Raw genomic sequence first — 21,937 nt, forward strand, 5'->3', positions numbered from 1 at the left:
GCGGAATTTCGCTACGCGCGAAAATGCTTCGAGAGCTTCAGGCCCTGCGCCTGATAGTTCGAGCCGATACGCTGGCCGTACAGCGCGTCAGGACGTTCCAGCATGCGCTCATAGACGAGACGCCCGACGATCTGGCCGTGTTCGAGGATGAACGGCACCTCGCGCGAGCGGACTTCGAGCACGGCGCGCGCGCCCTTCCCGCCGGCGCCGGCATAGCCGAAACCGGGATCGAAGAAGCCCGCATAATGGACGCGGAATTCGCCGACCAGGGGATCGAACGGCACCATCTCCGCGGCGTAGTCCGGCGGCACCTGCACAGCTTCCTTCGACGCCAGGATGTAGAATTCACCGGGATCGAGAATGAGGCTGCCGTCGGAGCGCGCCTTGATCGGCTCCCAGAATTCGTCGACCGGATAGCCGCCGCGGCGATCGACATCGACCACGCCGGTGTGGCGCTTGGCGCGGTAGCCGACGAAGCCGTTCGAGCTCTCGCCGGAGAGATCGACCGAAAGCGCAACCCCGTGCGAGAGATCCGCATCGTCGATATCGACCAGCCGCTCCGCGGCATGCAGCGCTTCGAGCTCGTCGGCGTTGAGCACCGCATCGCCGATCCGGAAACGCACCTGGCTGAGCCGCGAGCCTTCCCGCAGCAGCACGGGAAACGTCTTCGGGCTGATCTCGGCATAGAGCGGGCCGTGATAGCCGGCGCCGATCATGTCGAAGCGGCGGGTGCCGTCGGCGATCACGCGGGTGAAGACGTCGAGCCGTCCGGTCGAGCTCTTCGGGTTCGCCGCCGCAACGATCTCCGGCGGCAACGCCAGGCTCTCCAGCAGCGGGACGATATAGACGCAATTGGTCTCCAGCACCGCGCCGTCCGAGAGATCGATCTCGTGCAGCTTCAGCTCGTCGATGCGCTCGGCGACGGTGGCATCGGGGCCGGGCAGGAAGCTGGCGCGAACGCGGTAGGCGATATCGCCGAGGCGAAGGTCGAGGCTCGCCGGCTGGATCTGGCTCTCGACGAAGTCGTAGGCAGGCAGAATGAGCCCGGCTTCCGCCATCTCCGCAATCATGCGGTCGGGCAGGATACCATTGGATTCATCTTCCAGCTCGAACGACACGGCACGGGTCTCCCGGGATGGCCCTCATCATACCCTGAACAGCCATCCAAGCCCCAAAATATGGGCTTTTACGGGTTATCCGATGACCGCCTTGACGGAAAGGGCGCGAGGGAATATCAGCAGCACTTATCCCGTGGTGATTTGAGCCGGCCGGCTTGCAGCCACGTAAAATAAGTCGCTAAACAGGCCGGGGACAATGTGATCCCGGCTTGTGGAGGTTTGCTCCAGGCCGGTTTTTTTGTGGCCATTTCCTCGAGGAAATGGCCACGTCGGAGGTCACATGTCTGAATCTGAAGCTACCCGCCGCTGTCGCCCCGAAACCCGCCTCGTCCATGGCGGCACGCTACGCTCGCAATTCGGCGAGACGTCGGAGGGGCTGTTCCTCACCCAGGGCTACGTCTACGACACCGCGGAGCAGTGCGAGGCACGCTTCAAGGGTCAGGACCCCGGCTTCATCTACTCGCGCTACTCCAACCCGACCATCGCGATGTTCGAGCGCCGCATGATCGAGCTCGAGGGCGCGGAAGCCGCACGCTCGACCGCGACCGGCATGGCCGCTGTGACGACCGCGATCCTCGCCCCGCTGAAGGCCGGCGATCACGTGGTCGCGTCGAAGGCGTTGTTCGGCTCGTGCCTCTACGTGGTGCAGGACCTGCTGCCGCGCTACGGCATCGAGACGACGCTGGTTGACGGCCTCGATCTCGACCAGTGGCAGCGCACACTGCGGCCGAACACTAAATCGTTCTTCCTGGAGAGCCCGACCAATCCGACGCTCGACGTGCTCGATATCGCCGCGATCGCCAAGATCGCCCATAGCGGCGGTGCACGGCTGATCGTCGACAACGTGTTCGCCACCCCGATCTGGCAGAGCCCGCTGTCGCTCGGCGCCGACGTCGTGGTCTATTCCGCGACCAAGCACATCGACGGCCAGGGCCGTTGTCTCGGCGGCATCATCCTGTCGTCGGAAGCCTTCATCGCCGAGCACATCCATAACTTCATGCGCCAGACCGGGCCGTCGCTGTCGCCGTTCAATGCCTGGGTGCTGCTGAAGGGGCTCGAGACGCTCGGCGTTCGCGTTCGCGCGCAGACCGACAATGCAGCCAAGATCGCCGAGGCGCTGGCGAAGCATCCGAAGATCACGCGGCTGGTCTACCCCGGTCGCCCTGATCATCCGCAGGCCGATACGGTGAAAAAGCAGATGGGCGCCGGCTCGACGCTGGTCGGTTTTGAGGTGAAGGACGGCAAGGCCGGCGCCTTCCGCTGCCTCAACGCGCTGAAGATCTCGCGCATCTCGAACAATCTCGGCGACTCCAAGAGCCTGGTCACGCATCCCGCGACCACGACGCATCAGCGCCTGGCACCGGAGGCCCGCGCCGAGCTTGGGATCAGCGAAGGCTTCATCCGCTTCTCGGCAGGGCTCGAACACGTCGACGACCTGATCGAAGATTTCGAGCAGGCGCTGGCGAAGGTTTAAACTTGGATCGGCAGCGGAGGTTCACCTCTCCCTTGGGAGAGGTCGGCGCACTCGGATCGGCGCTTCGCGCCGTCCGAGCACAGGCTCCGCGCCGGGTGAGGGGTTACGGTCTCTCGCTAGAGCTGCGGCCCCTCACCCGATTTGCTTCGCAAATCGACCTCTCCCCAATGGGGAGAGGTGAACCGAGCGCGCGGCCAAAGCGATTCAATCAAAGTTCATCAAGCTCTAAGTCGCCGCCGTGGTGACGCCGCCGTCGATCACGATGGTCTGGCCGGTCATGAAGGTCGAGGCGTCCGAGGCAAGATAGGCGACCGCGCCTGCGATCTCCTCGGGCTCGCCGATGCGGCGGAGCGGCGAGGACGCGGTCCGGCGCTTGAGGTTGTCGGGATCCTCCCATAGCGCGCGGGCGAAATCGGTCTTCACCAGGCCCGGCGCCACGCAATTGACGCGTACGCCCTTCGGGCCCCATTCGCCGGCGAGGCTGCGGCACAGCGCGAAATCCGCCGCCTTCGAGATGCCGTAGGCGCCGATCACCGTCGACCCGCGCAGGCCGCCGATCGAGGAGATGATCACGACCGAGCCCTTGCCGCGTTCGGCCATCTGCGGCACCGCCAGCGCGCAGAGCCAGATGTTGCTCTTGACGTTGGAGCCCATGATCTTGTCGAAGGCTTCGTCCTTGATGTCGAGCAGCGGGCCGTAATACGGGTTCACCGCTGCGTTGCAGACCAGCGTGTCGATCTTGCCGTAGTGCTTGATCGTGCCTGATATCAGCGCTTCGACTTCCTCGCGGCGCGAGATGTTGCATGGGATGACGATCGCATCGCCGCCGGCCTTGTTGATGCCGTCGGCGACTTCCTTGCAGGCATCCGCCTTGCGCGACGAGATCACGACCTTGGCGCCGAGCTGCGCCAGCAGCTCGGCCGACGCGCGACCGATGCCGCGGCTCGAACCGGTAACGACGGCGACCTGGCCGGTGAGATCGAATGGCGTGTTCTTCATTGTTGTTGCCTCCCGGATCGGCCGTCATTCCGGGGCGCGACGCAGTCGCGAACCCGGAATCCATTGGGCCGCATCATTGGTGGTGAGATGGATTCCGGGTTCGCCGCGTTGCGGCGCCCCGGAATGACGTTGGTGACCTCAACCGAGCAGCCCGCCACCCTCGCTGACGCGGCGGAGGTGGTAGTCGGTGTCGCCGAGCGTGTTCTCGATCATGGTCAGTCGCTTGAAATAGTGGCCGATCTTGGCCTCCATGGTCATGCCGATGCCGCCATGGAGCTGGATCGACTGCTGACCGACGAACTTCAACGACTTGCCGACCTGCACCTTGGCCGCCGCGACCGCGGACGAGCGCTCCTTGGCATTATCGAAGTCGGACGCCATGGTCGCGAACATCGACATGCTGCGGGCCTGCTCCAGCGCCACGAACATGTCGGCGGCACGATGCTGCAGGCTCTGGAACGAGCCGATCGCGACGCCGAACTGCTTGCGGGTCTTGATGTACTCGACGGTCTCCTTCAGCGACTCGTCCATCGCACCGACGGCTTCTGCACAGATGGCGGTGCGGGCTTCGTCCGCCACCCGCTCGACCAGCGGCAGCGCATTCTCGGGATCGCCGATCGCGGCGTCCGCCCCGACCTCGACATTGGTGAAGGTGATGTCGGCGGCATGCAGTCCGTCCTGGGTCGGATAGCCCTTCCGGGTGATGCCCTTGGCATCCGCCGGCACCAGGAACACACCGATACCGGTCTTGTCGCGCTGGCCGCCCTTGGTACGCGCCGTGACGATGAGCGTGTCGGCATTCTCGCCGTTGAGCACGACGAACTTCTCGCCGTCGATCACGTAAGCCTCGCCCTTCTTCTTCGCCGCGGTGACGACGTCGTACAGATCGTAGCGCGAGTTCTTCTCGAGCTGCGCGAAGGCAAAAGTCTTGCTGCCGTCGATGATGTCCGGGATGTATTTCGCCTTCTGCTCGGCGGAGCCGCCATGGCGGAGGAAGCCACCCGCGATCACGACGGTCGCAAGATAGGGCTCGACCACCAGCGCCTTGCCGAGCGCTTCCATCACGATCATGGTTTCGACGGAGCCGGCGCCGAAGCCGCCATCGGCTTCTGCGAACGGCAATCCGAGCAGGCCCTGCTCTGCGAGCCGACCCCAGAGCGCTTTGCTCCAGCCACCCCTCTCCTTCATGTACTTCTTGCGCGCATCGAAGTCGTAAGCGTCAGCAAGCAGCCCGTCGACGCTATCCTTGAGCAGCCGCTGCTCCTCGGTCAGATCAAAATCCATGTCTGTTCCCTTAAACTGAAAGTCGCTACCGAAACCGGGTCTCTTCACCTCGCCCCGCTTGCGGGGAGAGGTCGGATCGCATCGTCAGATGCGATCCGGGTGAGGGGGTACAGGTCTCTCGGCATTCCCTGCGCGGAGAGAGGCCCCTCACCCCAACCCTCTCCCCGTAAGAGCGGGGAGAGGGAGAGGATCAAAGCCCCAGCACCGCCTTGCTGATGATGTTGCGCTGAATCTCGTTGGAGCCGCCGTAGATCGAAACCTTGCGGTTGTTGAAGTAGCTCGGCGCGATCTGCGCGGACCAGTCCATGCTCTCGTTGGAACCGGCGTCGCCGTGCTCGTCATAGGGCGCGGCGAACGGACCGATCACCTCCATCAGGAGCTCGGTGGTGGTCTGCTGGATTTCCGAGCCCTTGATCTTGAGCACCGAGGATGCGGGATTGGGCTTGCCCTTGCCATGCTTGCCCTCGTCCGCGACGACGCGGAGCTGGGTCAGCTCGAGCGCCTTCAGCTCGATCTCGCAGGCCGTGAGCTTCTCGCGGAACGCGGGATCCTCGATGACCGGACGGCCGCCGGCCTCGACCTTGGACGCCAGCGCGCGGATGCGGCGTAGCCGCTCTTTCGACACGCCGACCCGGGCAATGCCGGTGCGCTCATTGCCGAGCAGGAACTTTGCGTAATCCCAGCCCTTGTTCTCCTCGCCGATCAGGTTCTCGTAGGGCACCTCGACGTCGTCGAAGAACACTTCGTTGACCTCGTGGCCGCCGTCGATGGTCTGGATCGGGCGCACGGTGACGCCCTTCGACTTCATCGAGAACACGATGAAGGAGATGCCCATCTGCTTCTTCGCAGCCGGATCGGTGCGGCAGAGGCAGAAGATCATGTCGGCATGCTGGGCCAGCGTGGTCCAGGTCTTCTGGCCGTTGATGATCCACTTGTCGCCCTTGCGCTCGGCCTTGGTCTTCAGCGAGGCGAGATCAGAGCCCGAACCCGGCTCCGAGAAGCCCTGGCACCACCAGTCGTCGACATTGGCGATGCGCGGCAGGTATTCCTTCTTCTGCTTCTCGTTGCCGAAGGTGTAGATGACCGGGCCGACCATGCTGACGCCGAAGGCGAGCGGCTGCGGCGCCGGATAGGACTGCAGCTCTTCATTGAAGATGTAGTGCTGCACCGAGGTCCAGCCTGTTCCGCCGAATTCCTTCGGCCAGTGGGTGACGCCCCAGCCCTTCTTGTTCAGGATGCGCCACCAGGTGACCATCTCGTCCTTGGACAGATGACGGCCTTCCTGCAGCTTGCGGCGCGTCTCCGGCGGCACGTTGTTCTTGAAGAACTCCCGCACCTCCTCACGAAACGCTATTTCTTCCTTGGTAAAAGCGAGATCCATCGGATCCTCCTTTTGAAAATTCTACTGCCTCGTCACTCTCTATGTCGTCCCGGCGAAGGCCGGGACCCATAACCACCGGCCGTCACAACTGGCAAAGCCGGCTGCCGCTTGTGCCTCTTACGAGGGCCGCGGCGTATGGGTCCCGGCTCGCGCTTCGCTTGGCCGGGACGACGAATCCAGTGCACCACCTCGTCGGTCATGAACGGGATCCTGCTGCGGTCTGTTGGGGTGCGGGTTGCGATGTTTTCGGCTGCCGCTGGCGCAGCTCATGGCGCGACAGTTTTCCGACCGGCGTGCGCGGCAGCTCGGCGACGAATTCCATCGCCGCCGGCAGCTCATGCTTGCCGACCTTGCCGGTGAGGAAAGCGCGCAGGTCGTCGATCGAGAACGGCTTTTCGCCGTCGCGCAGCTTGATGAAGGCCTTGGCCGCTTCGCCGCGATAATCGTCCGGGATACCGATCACGATCACCTCCTGCACGGCGGGATGCGTGTAGATCGCCTGCTCGATCATCTGCGGGTAGACGTTGAAGCCGCCGGAGATGATCATGTCCTTCTTGCGGTCGACCAAATAGAAATAGCCGTCGGCATCCATGTAACCGATATCGCCGGTGAGGAAGCGGTCCCCGACGAAGGCTTCCGCGGTCTCCGCGGGCCTGTTCCAGTAACCCTTGGTGACGTTCGGACCGCGGATACGGATTTCGCCGACCTCGCCGACCGGCATCACCTTGGTGGAATCCTCCAGCGACACCACGTCCAGCTCGATGCCGGGGAGCATCAGCCCGATCGAGCCTGGCTTCTCCGGCCCTTCCTTCGGATGGCCCGTGCCGGGCGAGCAGGTCTCGGTCATGCCCCAGCCGCTCTTCAGCTTCATGCCGACGCGGCGCTCGAAAATCTTCGCGACCTCGACCGGGAGCGGCGCGCCGCCGGAGCCGGCGACCACGAGTGAGGAGAGATCGCGCTTGTCGAGATCGGGCAGCGAAGCGATCGCAATCCACATCGTCGGCACGCCGGGGAAGACGGTCGCGCGCTTGAGCTCGATGTCCCGCATGACAGCCTCGACGTCGAAGCGCTGGTGCAGCGAGATTAGATGACCGCGGCGGATCACCGACAGCAACACGACGGTGAGCGCATAGATGTGGAACAGCGGCAGCACGCAGATCACGCGTTCGATCTCGTTGCGTTCAAGCCGGCCGGGCTTGCCCCAGACATCGTAGATCGAGACCGCCGCGGTGAGGTTGCCGTGGCTCAGCATCGCGCCTTTCGGCAGGCCGGTGGTGCCCCCGGTATATTGCAGCAATGCCACGTCCTCGACGTCGACCGTGGGCCATTGCGCGGGCTTGGTCGCACCGTCGATAAATTGCTTCTGGGTGATGATCGCGGGATTGTCGGGCAGCGCGGTTTGCGGTGTACCGACCTTGCCCCAATTGTCGTCCTCGCAGACGATCAGACGATCGAGCAGGCCCTTGGCGAGGAATTTCAGCGCGGTCGGCAGCAGCGCCGACAAATTGCTGGTGACGAGCACCCGCGCGCCGGAGTCGGAGAGCTTGTGCGACAGCGCAATCTCGCCATCGAGCGGCGACAGATGCACGACACGGGCACCGGCCTTCAGCGCACCGAAGAAATTGATCGGATGATCCGGCGTGTTGCCGAGGAACAGCGCCACCGACGCGCCCTTGCCGTAGCCGGCGCGCATGAAGGCCGCGGCTGCGGTTTCGACCAGGGCTTCCAGTTCACTGTAGCTGATCGGCCGGTCGCGGAATTCGATCACTGGACGCGCGCCAAATTCGGCGGCCGCAGTCGAGAGAAGATCCGGCAACGTGCCGCGCGTGATCTCGTCGCTCCAGTGCACACCGTTGGGATAATATTGTTCGCCGGGATAAGTCATGAAAACACTGATTATCGTGAGGTGAGCACCGTTGCTCGGGCTCCCCTCCCCCTTGTGGGGTCGAGACGAGCGAAGCTCGCTCTTAGGGGTTGGAGAAGGGGGTTCACACGGGCAGTCCCGATGCGGCCCCCCTCCCTAACCCTCCCCCACAAGGGGGGAGGGAACGCAGAGACGGCGCCGCGCTCCGGTATCACGCCGCCTTCGACGGCGCGGCGAGCGAGGCGAAGGTCTTGCCTTCATCCGCGAGCTTCTTCAGCAGCGGTGCCGGCTCGAGCGACGGATCGTTGGTCTCCTTGGCGTAGAAGGCGAGACGATCGGCGATGTGCTTCAGGCCCACCGTGTCGGCCCAGAACATCGGGCCGCCGCGGTAGATCGGCCAGCCGTAGCCGTAGAGCCAGACCACGTCGATGTCGGACGGACGAGCCGCGATGCCCTCGGCGAGGATCTTCGCGCCCTCGTTGATCATCGGGTACATCATGCGCTCGAGGATCTCGTCGTCGCTGACGACGCGCTTCTTGCGGCCGAGGCGAGCCAAGGTCTCGTCGATCAGCTTCTCGACCTCCGGATCGGGCAGCGCCGCGCGCGAGCCCTGCTCATACTTGTAGTAGCCCTTGCCGGTCTTCTGGCCGAAGCGGCCGGCTTCGCACAGCGCGTCCGCGATCTCCGACTTGATGCCGCGGTCCTTGCGGGAGCGCCAGCCGATGTCGAGGCCGGCAAGATCGCCCATCGCGAACGGGCCCATCGGCATGCCGAACTTGGTCACGACGGCATCGACCTGCTGCGGCAGCGCGCCTTCGAACAGCAGCTTCTCGGCCTGCTTGCCACGCTGCGCCAGCATGCGGTTGCCGACGAAGCCGTCACACACGCCGACCACCGCCGGCACCTTCGCGATCTTGCGCGCGATCGAGACGGCCGTCACCAGCGCGTCCGGCGCGGTCTTGTCGGCGCGCACGATCTCGCACAGCTTCATCACATTGGCCGGCGAGAAGAAGTGCATGCCCAGCACGTCCTGCGGACGCTTGGTCTCCTTCGCGATCTCGTCGATGTTGAGATAGGAGGTGTTGGAGGCGAGCACGGCGCCCGGCTTGGCGTACTGATCGAGCTTGCCGAACACTTCCTTCTTCACGGCCATGGTCTCGAACACCGCCTCGATCACAAGGTCAGCATCCTTGACGTTCTCGAGGCCGACGACGCCGGTGATCAGCGCCATGCGCTTGGCCGGAGCATCCGCCGGAATGCCGCCACGCGCGGCGGTCGCCTCGTAGTTCTTCTGCATGATGCCCATGCCGCGCTTGAGCTGCTCCTCGCCGGTCTCAATCAGGGTGACCGGGACCCCCGCATTGGCAAACGACATCGCGATGCCGCCCCCCATGGTGCCGGCGCCGATGATGGCGACGCGGGCCACGTTGCGCGACTTGGTGCCGTCGGGCACGCCGGCGATCTTGGCGGCCTCGCGCTCGGCGAAGAAGGCGTAGCGCTGCGCCTTGGACTGATCGCTCGAGACGAGCTTGAGGAAGCCCTCGCGCTCCTTCTTCAGGCCCTCATCGAACGGCAGGTCGATCGCGGCGCCGACGGCGTCGGCGGCGGCGAACGGCGCTTCGAGCCCGCGCGCCTTCTTGGTCATCGCGGCTACGGCGTTGGTGAAGATCGAACGATCGGCCCTCGCCGCGGCAAGTTTGCTGTCGTCGTCGCGCAGCTTGCGCAGCGGACGCTTCTCGGCGACCAGCTTGCGCGCAAATGCCTCACCGCCCGACGCCGGTCCTTCGACGATCTCCTCGATCAGGCCTGCCTTCAGGGCGGCGTCGGCGCCGATGGGATCACCGCCGACGATCATCTTGACCGCGAGTTCGGGGCCAACTGCACGCGGAAGGCGCTGGGTGCCGCCGGCACCCGGCAGCAGGCCGAGCTTCACCTCGGGCAGGCCGAGCCTGGCGTCCTTGGTGGCGACCCGATAGTGGCAGGCCAGCGCGACCTCCAGACCGCCGCCGAGCGCGGTGCCATGGATCGCGGCAACGATCGGCTTCGGCGAGTCCTCCATGAGGACAAGCACTTCGGCGAGACCGGGCGGCTTCGGCGGCTTGCCGAACTCGGTGATGTCTGCACCGGCGATGAAGGTGCGGCCGGCGCAGGTCAGCACGATGCCCTGCACTTGCGGATCGGCGATCGCGCTCTTCATGCATTCGAAAATACCGCCACGCACTGCGGCGCTCAGCGCATTCACAGGAGGGCTGTTAACCGTGACGACGGCAATATTGTCATGACGCTCGAGCTTGACGACTTCACTCACCGGGACTCTCCCTGGATGCTTGTTCTTCGACTTGTGTTGAGTAGCTGCGCAACTTGTGTCTTGCCGCTACGTTTAGACTAATTTCGCACTGCGAAATTGAATTCCACATCTTGACAGCGAGGGTTATTTTGAAGCACGAGCCTTGTCAACGAGCATGACAAAGCGGCAGGGAATGAAACGTTCTGGCAAGAAAGTTGCGACCGATCGCAATTTCGTCGTCGCGCTTTCCCGCGGACTGGATGTCTTGCGTGCATTTCAACCCAACGACGGGCTTCTCGGCAATCAGGAGATTGCGGCCCGCACCAAACTGCCGAAGCCGACGATTTCCCGGCTGACCTATACGTTGACCAAGCTGGGTTACCTTACACCCGTTCCGAAATTCGAGAAGTACCAGCTTGCACCGTCGGCGATGGCGCTCGGCTATGCGGCGCTCGCCAATCTCGGCGTTCGGCATTTGTCCGAGCCGTATCGAGAAGAAGTGATGCGCGCGACCGGCGGCGCCGTTGCAGTCGGCGGCCGTGACCGCACCAGCATGATCTATTTCGGGCAGAGCCGGAACGGCCTGACACTTGGCGTGCAGCTCGACGTCGGTTCGCGGATACCCATTGCGACCACGGCGATGGGACGCGCCTACATTTGGGCATTGCAGCCTGACGAGCGCGCGGCATTATTGCGCGAGCTGCGTGATCACTACGGGAGCCGATGGGCCAAGATACGCGACGGCATCGAGCGCTCCGGCGAGACGGTGACGAAGCACGGATTCACGCTATCCGCCGGCGACTGGCAGAACGACGTCGCGGCAGTCGGCGTTGCGTTGAAGCTGAATGACGGAACCGGTCCGTATGCGTTCAATTGCGGAGCGCCGGCATTCCGCTTCACGGAAGATAGATTGCTGAACGACATTGGACCTCGTCTCGTTGCGATGGTAAGGAACATCGAGCAGGCGCTCGGTGGGATGGCGCCGCAATCCAAAAAACAAGAAAGCAAAAAGTCCAGAGTAGGAGGGAAAGTTGCACGTTTGGCCGAGGGGATCAGATAGCCTCCATCACGACCGGCGAAACACATCGCAGGGTCGCTCGCATCGCGAAATGATGGCGGGCGAGACGAGATGACGCAGGCACAGCTCGCGCAGGGGAACGACCCCTTGCTCGCGGTTCGCGACGTCAGCGTCGTGTTCGGCGGCATCATCGCGCTGAACGGCGTGTCCTTCAACATGCTCCAGGGGCAGATCCTCGGCCTGATCGGGCCGAACGGCGCCGGCAAGACGACGCTGTTCAATTGCCTGTCGCGGCTCTACCAGCCGTCGTCCGGCGACATCCTGATGGAAGGCAAGAGCATCCTGACGCGTCCGCCGCACCGGATCGCCGAGATCGGGATCGGCCGCACGTTCCAGAACGTCGCATTGTTCCCCAATCTTTCCGTGATCGACAATGTGCGGGTCGGCGCGCACGCCCGCACGTCGAGCGACATCGTCAGCGACTCGCTGCGGCTCGCCTGGGTCCGCCGCGGCGAGGCCGACATGAACAAGAAGGTGCACGAGATCCTCTCCTATCTCGATCTCGATAGTGTCGCCCACACCGTGGTATCCGGGCTTCCCTTCGGCACCCAGAAGCGCGTCGAACTGGCCCGTGCCTTGGCGGCAGACCCGAAGATCCTGCTGCTCGACGAGCCCGCCGGCGGCCTCAACCATGAGGAAGTCCATGTGCTCGGCGACCTCATCCGCAAAATCCGCGCCGACCGCAAGATCACGGTGCTGCTGGTCGAGCACCACATGGGCCTCGTGATGTCGATCGCCGACCATGTCGTCGCGCTCAATTTCGGCCGCAAGCTCGCCGAGGGAACGCCGGCCCAGATCCAAGCCGACCCGGATGTCATCAAGGCCTATCTGGGGAGCAAGGACCAATGACCACGATGCTCAACGTCAAGGACCTGCGCGCCTATTACGGCCAGGTCCAGGCCCTGCACGGCCTCAACTTCTCGCTCAACGAGGGATCGTTGACCACCCTGCTCGGCGCCAACGGCGCCGGCAAGACCACGACGTTGCGGGCGATCTGCAACATGGTGCGTTCGACCGGGGCCATCGAGTTCGAGGGCAAGCCGATCGGCACCCGCTCGACCGAGAACGTGGTCCGCCTCGGCATCGCGCATGTGCCGCAAGGCCGCGGTACCTTCACCACCATGACGGTGGAGGAGAACCTGCAGCTCGGCGCCATCACCCGCAGCGACAAGAAGAACATCGTCAGCGATATCGAGCGGATGTACGACCACTTCCCGAAGCTGAAGGAGCGCTATTCGCAGCAGGCGGGCACGCTCTCGGGCGGCGAGCAGCAGATGCTCGCGGTCGCCCGTGCGCTGATGCTGCGACCCCGCCTGATGCTGCTCGACGAGCCGTCATTCGGCCTCGCGCCGCTGATCGTGCGCGACCTGTTCCGCATCCTCGGCAAGATCAATCGCGAGGAAAAGGTGACGATCCTGGTGGTCGAGCAAAACGCGCAGCTGGCGCTCGAGCTCGCCGACCAGGCCTATGTGATCGAAACCGGACGGATCGTGATGTCGGGCAATGCCAAGGACATCGCGAACAACGAAGACGTCCGCAAATCCTATCTCGGCTACTGAGGAGCTGGCACAATGGAGCTTTTTGCCAACCAGGTCCTGGCCGGCATCGCCACCGGCGCGATCTATGCTTGCATGGCGCTCGCGGTGGTCATGATCTACCAGGCCATCGACCATTTGAATTTCGCCCAGGGCGAAATGGCGATGTTCTCGACCTTCGTGTCCTGGCAACTGATGCAGTGGGGCGTACCCTATTGGGGCGCCTTCGTGATCACCGTCGTGTTCTCGTTCTTCGCCGGTATCGTCATCGAGCGGCTGCTGTTCAAGCCGCTGGCCAAGGCGCCGATCCTGACCAACGTTGCCGGGTTCATTGCGCTCTACGCGATCATCAACTCGGTCGCAGGCCTGATCTGGGACTTCACCATCAAGCAATATCCGACGCCGTTCGGCTCCTCGCCGTTCCTCGGCAGCCAGCTGATCTCGACCCACCAGGCCGGCATGATCGGCGTGACGCTGCTGATGCTGGTCCTGCTGTTCTTCTTCTTCCGCTTCACCCGCGTGGGTCTCGCGATGCGCGCGGCGGCGGCGCTGCCGGAATCGGCACGCCTGGTCGGCATCAACACCTCGTGGATGATTGCGCTCGGCTGGGGCATGGCGGCCGCGATCGGCTCGATCGCCGGCATGATGATCGCACCGGTGGTGTTCCTCGAGCCGAACATGATGCTCGGCGTGCTGATCTACGGCTTCGCCGCTGCCGTGCTCGGCGGGCTGAGCAGCCCGTTCGGCGCGGTGGTCGGCGGCTTCCTGGTCGGCATCTTCGAGAACCTCGTCGGCACCTACATTCCCGGCGTGGGCAATGAGCTGAAGCTGCCGATCGCGCTTGCGCTGATCATCACCGTCCTGGTCGTCAAACCGGCAGGCCTCTTCGGCCGGGCCATCGTGAAGCGAGTTTGATCATGAGCGCCGCTGAAGAAATCGTCACAGAAGCCCCGGCCGTCGAAGCTGTTCCCAAGCGCGCCATGACGCTCGGCTATGGCACCTCGCTTATCGTGCTTGCAGCCCTCATCGTCATCCCGCTGTTCGTGAAGAACTTCATCATCTTCCAGATGACGATGCTTCTGATCTACGCGCTTGCGGTGATGGCGCTGAACATCCTGACGGGTGGCTCAGGACAGTTCTCGCTCGGCCAGAGCGCGTTCTATGCCGTCGGTGCCTACACCTCGGCGATCCTGATGGAGCATGCGGGCATGAACTATGCCCTGACGCTGCCGATCGCCGGCATCGTCTGCTTTGCCTTCGGCTTCCTGTTCGGCCAGCCGGCGCTGCGGCTGAGCGGCGTCTATCTCGCGCTCGCGACCTTTGCGCTCGCAACCGCGATGCCGCAGCTACTGAAGCTCGGCTATTTCGAGGAATGGACCGGCGGCGTGCAGGGCCTTGTAGTCACCAAGCCAGATGCGCCGTTCGGCCTGCCGCTATCGCAGGACATGTGGCTCTACTACTTCACGCTGGTGATCTCGATCGCAATCTACGTCGCCTCGGTGAACCTGCTGCGGTCGCGTTCGGGCCGCGCCTTCATGGCAATCCGCGACAACGAGATCGCGGCCTCGGCGATGGGCGTCGACGTGGCGCTGTACAAGACCCTGGCGTTCGGCGTCTCGGCCGGCATCACCGGCGTTGCCGGAGGGCTCGGCGCCATCGCCGTGCAGTTCGTCGCACCCGACGGCTACACCATCCAGCTCGCGATCTCGCTGTTCCTCGGCATGGTGGTCGGCGGCGTCGGCTGGCTGCCCGGCTCGATCGTGGGTTCGGCCTTCATCATCTTCGTGCCGAACATCGCGGAGAGTTTCTCCAAGGGCCTTTCGGGCGCTGTGTTCGGCGTGCTGCTGTTCCTCGTCATCTTCCTCGTGCCGCATGGCGCCAGGCAAATCGCGATCATTGCCCAGCAAACGATGGCGAAATTCAAGAAGAACTAAGAAACCCAAATAACCAAAAGATCTAAGAAGCGTTCAACCAGGAGATATTATGCTGTCCGTACTTCGGATCGCCGCGGTTTCCGCGGCGGTCGCCGCTTTTGCTGCGTCGTCCACTGCCGCGTTCGCCCAGAAGAAATACGACACCGGGGCCAGTGATACCGAGATCAAGATCGGCAACATCATGCCCTATTCGGGACCCGCATCCGCCTATGGCGTGATCGGCAAGACCGAAGAAGCCTATTTCAAGATGATCAACGACCAGGGCGGCATCAACGGCCGCAAGGTCAAGTACATCAGCTATGACGACGCCTACTCGCCGCCGAAGGCGGTCGAGCAGGTGCGCAAACTGGTCGAGAGCGACGAGGTGCTCGTCGTGTTCAATCCGCTCGGCACGCCGTCGAACACCGCGATCCAGAAGTATCTCAACTCCAAGAAGATCCCGCAGCTGTTCGTCGCCACCGGCGCCACCAAGTGGAACGATCCGAAGAACTTCCCGTGGACCATCGGCTGGCAGCCGAGCTACCAGAGCGAGGCGCAGATCTACGCCAAATGGCTGACGAAGGAGAAGCCCGACGCCAAGGTCGCGATCCTCTATCAGAACGACGATTTCGGCAAAGACTATCTCAAGGGCACCAAGGACGGCTTCGGCGCCAAGGCGGCCTCCAGCATCATCATGGAGGAGAGCTATGAGGTGTCCGAGCCCTCGATCGACGGCCACATCGTCAAGATCAAGGCCGCCAATCCGGACGTGCTGCTGATCTACACCACGCCGAAGTTCGGCGCCCAGACCATCAAGAAGACCGCCGAGCTCGGCTGGAAGCCGCTGCAGATCATCACCAACGTCTCGATCTCGGTCGGCAGCGTCATGCAGCCGGCAGGCTTCGAGAACGCCCAAGGCGTGCTGTCCGCAGCCTATGCCAAGGACGGCTCCGACCCGCAATGGGCCAACGATCCCGGGATGAAGAAGTGGAACGCGTTCCTCGACAAATACATGCCGGGTGTCGACAAGACCGACAATGGTGTCGTCTACGGCTATGGCGCGGCGCAGACGCTGGCCAAGGTGCTGGAGATGTGCGGCGATGACCTCACCCGCGCCAACGTCATGAAGCAGGCGGCGAGCCTGAAGGACTTCACGCCCGACACGCTGCTGCCGGGCGTCAAGATCAACACCTCAGCCACCGACTTCGCCCCGATCGCGCAGCTGCAGATGCAGCGCTTCAAGGGCCAGAAGTGGGAGCTGTTCGGCGAGACCATCTCCGGCGACGTTCCCGCCGAATAGCGCTGCAGTGCGGCAACGAAACAACGAGCCTCCGCGACCAACGTCACGGGGGCTTTTTGTTGACGCCCCGCGCCGATGGTATTGAATGCACAGACCAAAAAAACACGAGGTGGGGAAACCATGACAGCAGTACGCCTGTCCCTGACGGCGCTTGCGTCGGCGTTTGCGCTGATTGTCACGAGCTGCAATGTCGCAATGGCCCAGAAGACCTATGACATCGGGGCCAGCGACACCGAGATCAAGATCGGCAACATCATGCCCTACAGCGGTCCGGCCTCCGCCTATGGCGTAATCGGCAAGACCGAGGCCGCCTACTTCAAGATGATCAACGCTGCCGGCGGCATCAGGGGCCGCAAGATCACCTTCATCTCCTACGACGACGGCTACTCGCCGCCGAAGACGGTGGAGCAGGCGCGCAAGCTCGTGGAGAGCGACGGGGTGTTGCTGGTGTTCAACTCGCTCGGCACCGCGACCAACGCGGCGATCCAGAAATACATGAACGAGAAGAAAGTGCCGCAGTTGTTCGTCGCCTCCGGCGCCTCCAAGTGGAACAACCCCAAGGAGTTTCCGTGGACCATGGGCTGGCAGCCGAGCTACCAGGACGAGGCGCACATTTATGCGAAGTACATCATCAAGCATAGGCCGGACGCCAAGGTCGCCGTGCTCTACCAGAACGACGACTTCGGCAAGGACTATCTCAAGGGCCTGAAGGACGGCTTCGGAGACAAGGCCTCGATGATCGTCGCCGAGGAAAGCTACGAGACCTCGGAGCCCACGATCGACAGTCACATCGTCAAGCTGAAGGCGACGGGAGCGGATACATTCATCAGCATCGCGACGCCGAAATTCGCCGCGCAGGCGATCAAGAAAGCCGCCGAGATTGCATGGAAGCCGCTGCAGTTCGTCTCCAACGTCTCGGCCTCCGTCGGAGGCGTGATGCAGCCGTCGGGATTCGAAAACACGCAAGACATCCTGTCGGCCGCCTATCTCAAGGACGGCGCCGATCCGCAATGGAACAACGATCCCGAAATGATGAAGTTCCTCGCCTTCCTCAAGAAGGACTATCCCGACGGCAACAGGCTCGATGGCGCCACCGCCTACGGTTACGCCGCAGCGCAGACCTTGGTGAAGGTGCTGGAGATGTGCGGCGACGACCTCACGCGCGCCAATGTCATGAAGCAGGCGGCGAGTCTCAGGGGCTTTACTCCCGACACACTGCTGCCGGGCATCACGATCAACACGTCGCCGACTGATTTTGCACCGATCAAGCAGCTCCAACTGATGCGCTTCAAGGGCGAGAAGTGGGAACTGTTTGGCGACATCATGTCCGGCGACCTGAGCAACTGACCTTTCACGCGCTGCGCTGCGCCATCGGCGCCTTCGACTAAATAACACCCCCCGCGACCCGGTCGCGGGGGGCTTTTTGTTGCTGGCGTCAGGCGAAAGGTATTCAATGCCGCTAGGAGCCGCGAAGTGCTCCCAATCCAAAAATCGTGACACATTCACCGTGATCCAAGGGAGATCAAAATGCCTGCTATCCATCTGCGATTGGGGGCCTTTTCGGCTGCCCTCGCGCTGCTCGCGCTGACGGCGAGCCCCTCCGCCGCGCAGAAGAAATACGACACCGGCGCCTCCGACACCGAGATCAAGATCGGCAATATCATGCCCTACAGTGGACCTGCTTCCGCGTACGGCGTGATCGGCAAGACCGAGGATGCCTTCTTCCGCATGATCAATGCCGAAGGTGGCATCAACGGCCGCAAGATCAACTTCATCAGCTACGACGACGCCTATACGCCACCCAAGACGGTGGAGCAGGCTCGCAAGCTCGTCGAGAGCGACGAAGTGCTGTTGATCTTCAACTCGCTCGGCACGCCGCCGAACTCGGCGATCCAGAAATACATGAACCAGAAAAAGGTGCCGCAGCTGTTCGTCGCCACCGGCGCCACCAAGTGGAACGACCCGAAAGATTTTCCCTGGACCATGGGCTGGCAACCCAACTACCAGAGCGAGACGCAGATCTATGCCAAGTACATCCTGAAGAACCTGCCGAATGCCAAGATCGCCGTGCTGTATCAGAACGACGATTACGGCAAGGACTACTTGAAGGGCCTGAAGGACGGGCTCGGCAAGCAAGCCGCGTCGATGATCGTCGCCGAGGATGCCTACGAGGTGACAGAACCGACCATCGACTCCCACATCGTCAGGCTCAAGGCCTCGGGTGCCGACGTCTTCGTGAACATCACCACGCCGAAGTTCGCCGCGCAGGCGATCAAGAAGAACGCAGAGCTCGGCTGGAAGCCGCTGCACTTCCTCAACAACGTCTCGGCCTCGATCGGCAGCGTCATGAAGCCGGCGGGCTTCGAGAACGCCCAAGGCATCATCTCATCGCAATATCTGAAGGACCCGACCGATCCGCAATGGAAGAACGATCCCGGCATGGTCGCCTTGAACCAGTTTCTGGATAAATACTACCCGGACGCCGACCGCGCCGACGCCTCCGTCATGTATGCCTACACGGTGGCCCAGGGATTGGTGCACGTGCTGAAGGCCTGCGGCGACGATCTGACTCGCGCCAACGTCATGAAGCAGGCAGCGAGCATTCACGACCTCACGCTCGGAGGACTGCTGCCGGGCATCAAGGTCAACACGTCGCCGACCGACTTCGCACCGCTCTCCCAACTCCAACTGGTCCGTTTCAAGGGCCAGACCTGGGAGCGCTTTGGTGACATTCTGAGCAGCGACGTCGGCGGCTAGGCTCGTCGCGATCGACTAAAGACGCAGCCCCTGCGGCAATGTCGCAGGGGCTTTTCGTTGAGGCGACTGGGGTAAAATGATAATCACGACGAACAACAACAGAGCCTTCGAAACAGGAGGCCGCGACACATCAGTCTGACAACAGGGAGAGAGACGTTAATGTCCGCTACTCGACGTTTGGCGGTCCTTGCGGCCGCGTTTGCGCTCGTCGCCACTTCAGGTGGTGCGGCGCTTGCCCAAAAGAAATACGACACCGGCGCCAGCGACACCGAAATCAAGATCGGCAACATCATGCCCTATAGCGGCCCCGCATCCGCCTACGGCATCATCGGCCGAACCGAGGCCGCCTACTTCAAGAAGATCAACGACGCCGGCGGCATCAACGGCCGCAAGATCAACTTCATCTCCTATGACGACGCCTACTCGCCACCGAAGGCCGTGGAGCAGGCCCGCAAGCTGGTCGAGAGCGACGAAGTGCTGCTGATCTTCAATTCGCTGGGCACGCCGTCGAACTCGGCAATCCAGAAATACATGAACTCCAAGAAGGTGCCGCAACTGTTCGTCGCCACCGGCGCCACCAAGTGGAACGATCCGAAGGATTTTCCCTGGACCATGGGCTGGCAGCCCAACTACCAGAGCGAGACCCAGATCTATGCCAAGTACATCCTGAAGAACATGCCGAACGCCAAGATCGCGGTGCTGTTCCAGAACGACGATTACGGCAAGGACTATCTGAAAGGCCTGAAGGACGGACTCGGCCAGAAAGCGGCGAGCATGATCGTCGCAGAGGAAAGCTTCGAGACCTCCGAACCGAGCATCGACGGCCACATCGTCAAGCTGAAGGCAAGCGGCGCCGACGTCTTCGTCGACATCGCGACGCCGAAATTCGCGGCGCAGGCGATCAAGAAGGTGGCCGAGGTCGGCTGGAAGCCGACCCACTTCCTCAACAACGTGTCGGCCTCCGTCGGCAGCGTGATCAAGCCCGCCGGCTACGAGAACGCGCAGGACATCATTTCGGCGGCCTATTTGAAGGACGCCTCCGACAAGCAGTGGGACAACGATCCCGGCATGAAGGAGTTCTACGCCTTCATGGCCAAGGACTTCCCCGAAGGCGACAAGCTCGACGGCGGCACCGTGGTCGGCTACGGCGTGGCGCAGACGCTGGTGCAGGTGCTCAAGCAGTGCGGCGACAACCTCACCCGCGAGAACGTCATGAAGCAGGCCGCGAGCCTCAAGGATTTCCGCACCGAGGTGCTGCTGCCCGGCATCAAGATCAACACAGGCCCGAACGATTTCGCCCCGATCAGCCAGCTTCAGCTGATGAAATTCAAAGGCGAGAAATGGGAACTGTTCGGCGATGTGATCAGCGCCGACGTCGGCGGCTGATCTGCGGCCAAAAGTCGAATGACGTAGCCCCCTGCGGTACCGCCGCAGGGGGCTTTTCATTAGCTATAAGCTCGGACCGTCCGGGTTGAAAGCCGAACACGGGCGCCGCCCGCTTACGCTTTGCCTGGCAATACGCTAGATAGGCCCGCGGCTAACCAACAACAAACCGACGCCTCCGCGAGGTGGCAACAAATAAGGAACTTTCAGGATATGTCGATGCCGATCCGACACCGTGTCGCAACCGCCCTTCTCGGCCTCGCCGTCGCAACAGCGACCGGCAACGCCGCGCTGGCGCAGAAGAAGTACGACACGGGTGCGAACGACACCGAGATCAAGATCGGCAATATCGTGCCCTATAGCGGCCCGGCCTCGGCCTATGGCGTGGTCGGCAAGGCGATGGGCGCCGTGTTCAAGAAGGTGAATGACGACGGCGGCATCAACGGGCGCAAGATCGATTTCATCTCCTATGACGACGCTTATTCCCCGCCGAAGGCCGTCGAGCAGGCACGCAAGCTGGTCGAGAGCGACGAGGTGCTGTTCCTGTTCGGCACGCTCGGCACCGCCTCCAACACCGCGATCCAGAAATACCTCAACGCCAAGAAGGTGCCGCAGTTGTTCGTCGCCACCGGTGCGACCAAGTGGAACGCGCCGAAGACGTTCCCCTGGACCATGGGCTGGCTGCCCAGCTACCAGAGCGAGGCGCTGATCTACGCGAAGTACCTGCTCAAGGAGAAGCCGGGGGCCAAGGTCGCCGTGCTCTACCAGAACGACGACATGGGCAAGGACTATCTGAAAGGCTTGAAGGACGGCTTCGCCAGCGATTCCTCGCGCATCGTCGCCGAGGAGAGCTACGAGGTCGCAGAACCCACCATCGACTCCCACGTGGTGCGGCTGAAATCGTACAATCCGGACGTCGTCGTCCTCTTCACCACGCCGAAATTCGGTGCGCAGGCGATCAAGAAGCTCGGTGAGATGAACTGGAAGCCGGTCACCATCGTCTCCAACGTCTCGGCCTCGACTGCGACCGTGATGCGGCCCGCAGGGCTGGAGAATGCGCAGGGCGTGATCTCGGCGGCCTACGCCAAGGACGCCAGCGATCCGCAGTGGAAGGATGACGCCGGCATGAAGGCGTTCGACGAACTGCTCGCCAAGTACATGCCCGACACCAACCGCGCCGACGCTTCGGCGATGACCGGCTACAACATGGCGACCACCATGGTCGAGGTGCTGCGCCGCTGTGGCGACGACCTCACCCGCGCCAACGTGATGAAGCAGGCGGCGAGCCTGCAGCAATTTGCGCAAGGCGGCCTGCTGCCGGGTGTGACGCTGACCACGGGACCTGCCGACTTCCAGCCGATCGAGCAACTGCAACTGATGCAGTTCAAGGGTGAGCGCTGGCAGCTGTTCGGCGACGTCATCAGCGGCGAGATCGCCGGCAACTAAGACTGGATGGATCATTTCGGTCCAAGCGCCGCAATCTCTCCGACCTCCCCCGCTTGCGGGGGAGGTCGGATCGCATAAAGTGACTCGTGGCAACACCCGAACCCTCGCCGCAAGCGGG

17 protein-coding genes and 1 riboswitch are annotated in these 21,937 nt (G+C 62.9%); of the genes, 11 read left to right on the forward strand and 6 right to left on the reverse strand.

Translation table 11 applies throughout. The features are described 5' to 3' along the window. Positions 1–11 precede the first annotated feature (11 nt). Positions 12–1,118: a 2'-deoxycytidine 5'-triphosphate deaminase gene (locus tag AS156_RS31545; protein ID WP_066513112.1), complete on the reverse strand. Its 1,107-nt coding sequence runs from the start codon at positions 1,116–1,118 to the stop codon at positions 12–14. A 123-nt stretch (positions 1,119–1,241) separates the two neighbouring features. Then, positions 1,242–1,321, forward strand: a riboswitch (SAM riboswitch). A 77-nt stretch (positions 1,322–1,398) separates the two neighbouring features. On the opposite strand from AS156_RS31545, the gene AS156_RS31550 reads away from it, so the two are divergent. Continuing rightward, positions 1,399–2,592, forward strand: coding sequence for an O-succinylhomoserine sulfhydrylase (locus AS156_RS31550; RefSeq protein ID WP_066513113.1), 1,194 nt, complete (start codon positions 1,399–1,401; stop codon positions 2,590–2,592). Between the two features lie 225 nt (positions 2,593–2,817). Here the strand turns inward: AS156_RS31550 and AS156_RS31555 are convergent, their stop codons facing one another. The 5 genes from AS156_RS31555 to AS156_RS31575 all read right to left on the reverse strand — a co-directional run bounded on the left by AS156_RS31555 (position 2,818) and on the right by AS156_RS31575 (position 10,428). Continuing rightward, positions 2,818–3,591: an SDR family NAD(P)-dependent oxidoreductase gene (locus tag AS156_RS31555; RefSeq protein ID WP_066513114.1), complete on the reverse strand. Its 774-nt coding sequence runs from the start codon at positions 3,589–3,591 to the stop codon at positions 2,818–2,820. A gap of 138 nt (positions 3,592–3,729) precedes the next feature. Next, on the reverse strand, positions 3,730–4,875 hold the full coding sequence (gene pimD / locus AS156_RS31560; protein WP_066513116.1) for a pimeloyl-CoA dehydrogenase small subunit: 1,146 nt from the start codon (positions 4,873–4,875) through the stop codon (positions 3,730–3,732). Positions 4,876–5,065: 190 nt separating this feature from the next. Further along, positions 5,066–6,256, reverse strand: a complete 1,191-nt coding sequence (pimC, locus tag AS156_RS31565) for a pimeloyl-CoA dehydrogenase large subunit (RefSeq protein ID WP_066513117.1) — start codon at positions 6,254–6,256, stop codon at positions 5,066–5,068. Between the two features lie 196 nt (positions 6,257–6,452). Next, complete coding sequence (gene pimA / locus AS156_RS31570) at positions 6,453–8,141, reverse strand: dicarboxylate--CoA ligase PimA (RefSeq protein WP_066513118.1); 1,689 nt, start codon at positions 8,139–8,141, stop codon at positions 6,453–6,455. A gap of 190 nt (positions 8,142–8,331) precedes the next feature. Then, on the reverse strand, positions 8,332–10,428 hold the full coding sequence (locus tag AS156_RS31575; protein WP_066513119.1) for a 3-hydroxyacyl-CoA dehydrogenase NAD-binding domain-containing protein: 2,097 nt from the start codon (positions 10,426–10,428) through the stop codon (positions 8,332–8,334). 172 nt (positions 10,429–10,600) lie between these two features. Here AS156_RS31575 and AS156_RS31580 point away from each other — a divergent pair, with 172 nt between their 5' ends. From AS156_RS31580 to AS156_RS31625, 10 genes are all read left to right on the forward strand, one after another. Continuing rightward, the gene (locus AS156_RS31580; RefSeq protein ID WP_066513120.1) at positions 10,601–11,467 is read left to right on the forward strand and encodes an IclR family transcriptional regulator; all 867 of its coding nucleotides are present in this window, start codon (positions 10,601–10,603) and stop codon (positions 11,465–11,467) included. 69 nt (positions 11,468–11,536) lie between these two features. Continuing rightward, entirely contained in the window at positions 11,537–12,334 is a 798-nt protein-coding gene (locus AS156_RS31585; RefSeq protein ID WP_066513122.1) for an ABC transporter ATP-binding protein, read from the forward strand. Then, entirely contained in the window at positions 12,331–13,044 is a 714-nt protein-coding gene (locus tag AS156_RS31590; protein WP_066513123.1) for an ABC transporter ATP-binding protein, read from the forward strand. Before AS156_RS31585 ends, AS156_RS31590 begins: the two co-directional genes overlap by 4 nt. Positions 13,045–13,056: 12 nt before the next feature. Further along, complete coding sequence (locus tag AS156_RS31595; RefSeq protein ID WP_066513125.1) at positions 13,057–13,935, forward strand: branched-chain amino acid ABC transporter permease; 879 nt, start codon at positions 13,057–13,059, stop codon at positions 13,933–13,935. Positions 13,936–13,937: 2 nt separating this feature from the next. Then, on the forward strand, positions 13,938–14,954 hold the full coding sequence (locus AS156_RS31600; protein ID WP_066513126.1) for a branched-chain amino acid ABC transporter permease: 1,017 nt from the start codon (positions 13,938–13,940) through the stop codon (positions 14,952–14,954). 49 nt (positions 14,955–15,003) lie between these two features. Further along, positions 15,004–16,233, forward strand: coding sequence for an ABC transporter substrate-binding protein (locus AS156_RS31605; protein ID WP_066513127.1), 1,230 nt, complete (start codon positions 15,004–15,006; stop codon positions 16,231–16,233). A gap of 120 nt (positions 16,234–16,353) precedes the next feature. After that, positions 16,354–17,580, forward strand: coding sequence for an ABC transporter substrate-binding protein (locus tag AS156_RS31610; protein ID WP_066513128.1), 1,227 nt, complete (start codon positions 16,354–16,356; stop codon positions 17,578–17,580). A 180-nt stretch (positions 17,581–17,760) separates the two neighbouring features. Continuing rightward, positions 17,761–18,990 carry an ABC transporter substrate-binding protein gene (locus tag AS156_RS31615; protein ID WP_066513130.1) on the forward strand — a complete coding sequence of 410 codons (1,230 nt, stop codon included), beginning with the start codon at positions 17,761–17,763 and terminating at the stop codon, positions 18,988–18,990. Between the two features lie 159 nt (positions 18,991–19,149). Continuing rightward, positions 19,150–20,376, forward strand: coding sequence for an ABC transporter substrate-binding protein (locus AS156_RS31620; protein ID WP_066513132.1), 1,227 nt, complete (start codon positions 19,150–19,152; stop codon positions 20,374–20,376). 210 nt (positions 20,377–20,586) lie between these two features. Then, the gene (locus AS156_RS31625) at positions 20,587–21,819 is read left to right on the forward strand and encodes an ABC transporter substrate-binding protein (protein ID WP_066513134.1); all 1,233 of its coding nucleotides are present in this window, start codon (positions 20,587–20,589) and stop codon (positions 21,817–21,819) included. Positions 21,820–21,937: the final 118 nt, after the last annotated feature.

It is taken from the genome of Bradyrhizobium macuxiense (assembly GCF_001542415.1).
GTDB lineage: Bacteria > Pseudomonadota > Alphaproteobacteria > Rhizobiales > Xanthobacteraceae > Bradyrhizobium > Bradyrhizobium macuxiense.

Bases quoted from the DNA above. Each gene is read 5' to 3' on its own strand.
- AS156_RS31585 (WP_066513122.1), top strand. From the start codon at position 11,537: ATGACGCAGGCACAGCTCGCGCAGGGGAACGACCCCTTGCTCGCGGTT.
- AS156_RS31605 (WP_066513127.1), top strand. From the start codon at position 15,004: ATGCTGTCCGTACTTCGGATCGCCGCGGTTTCCGCGGCGGTCGCCGCT.
- pimD (WP_066513116.1), bottom strand. From the start codon at position 4,875: ATGGATTTTGATCTGACCGAGGAGCAGCGGCTGCTCAAGGATAGCGTC.
- AS156_RS31625 (WP_066513134.1), top strand. From the start codon at position 20,587: ATGTCGATGCCGATCCGACACCGTGTCGCAACCGCCCTTCTCGGCCTC.
- AS156_RS31590 (WP_066513123.1), top strand. From the start codon at position 12,331: ATGACCACGATGCTCAACGTCAAGGACCTGCGCGCCTATTACGGCCAG.
- AS156_RS31550 (WP_066513113.1), top strand. From the start codon at position 1,399: ATGTCTGAATCTGAAGCTACCCGCCGCTGTCGCCCCGAAACCCGCCTC.
- AS156_RS31600 (WP_066513126.1), top strand. From the start codon at position 13,938: ATGAGCGCCGCTGAAGAAATCGTCACAGAAGCCCCGGCCGTCGAAGCT.
- AS156_RS31610 (WP_066513128.1), top strand. From the start codon at position 16,354: ATGACAGCAGTACGCCTGTCCCTGACGGCGCTTGCGTCGGCGTTTGCG.
- AS156_RS31595 (WP_066513125.1), top strand. From the start codon at position 13,057: ATGGAGCTTTTTGCCAACCAGGTCCTGGCCGGCATCGCCACCGGCGCG.
- pimA (WP_066513118.1), bottom strand. From the start codon at position 8,141: ATGACTTATCCCGGCGAACAATATTATCCCAACGGTGTGCACTGGAGC.
- pimC (WP_066513117.1), bottom strand. From the start codon at position 6,256: ATGGATCTCGCTTTTACCAAGGAAGAAATAGCGTTTCGTGAGGAGGTG.
- AS156_RS31555 (WP_066513114.1), bottom strand. From the start codon at position 3,591: ATGAAGAACACGCCATTCGATCTCACCGGCCAGGTCGCCGTCGTTACC.
- AS156_RS31615 (WP_066513130.1), top strand. From the start codon at position 17,761: ATGCCTGCTATCCATCTGCGATTGGGGGCCTTTTCGGCTGCCCTCGCG.
- AS156_RS31620 (WP_066513132.1), top strand. From the start codon at position 19,150: ATGTCCGCTACTCGACGTTTGGCGGTCCTTGCGGCCGCGTTTGCGCTC.
- AS156_RS31580 (WP_066513120.1), top strand. From the start codon at position 10,601: ATGAAACGTTCTGGCAAGAAAGTTGCGACCGATCGCAATTTCGTCGTC.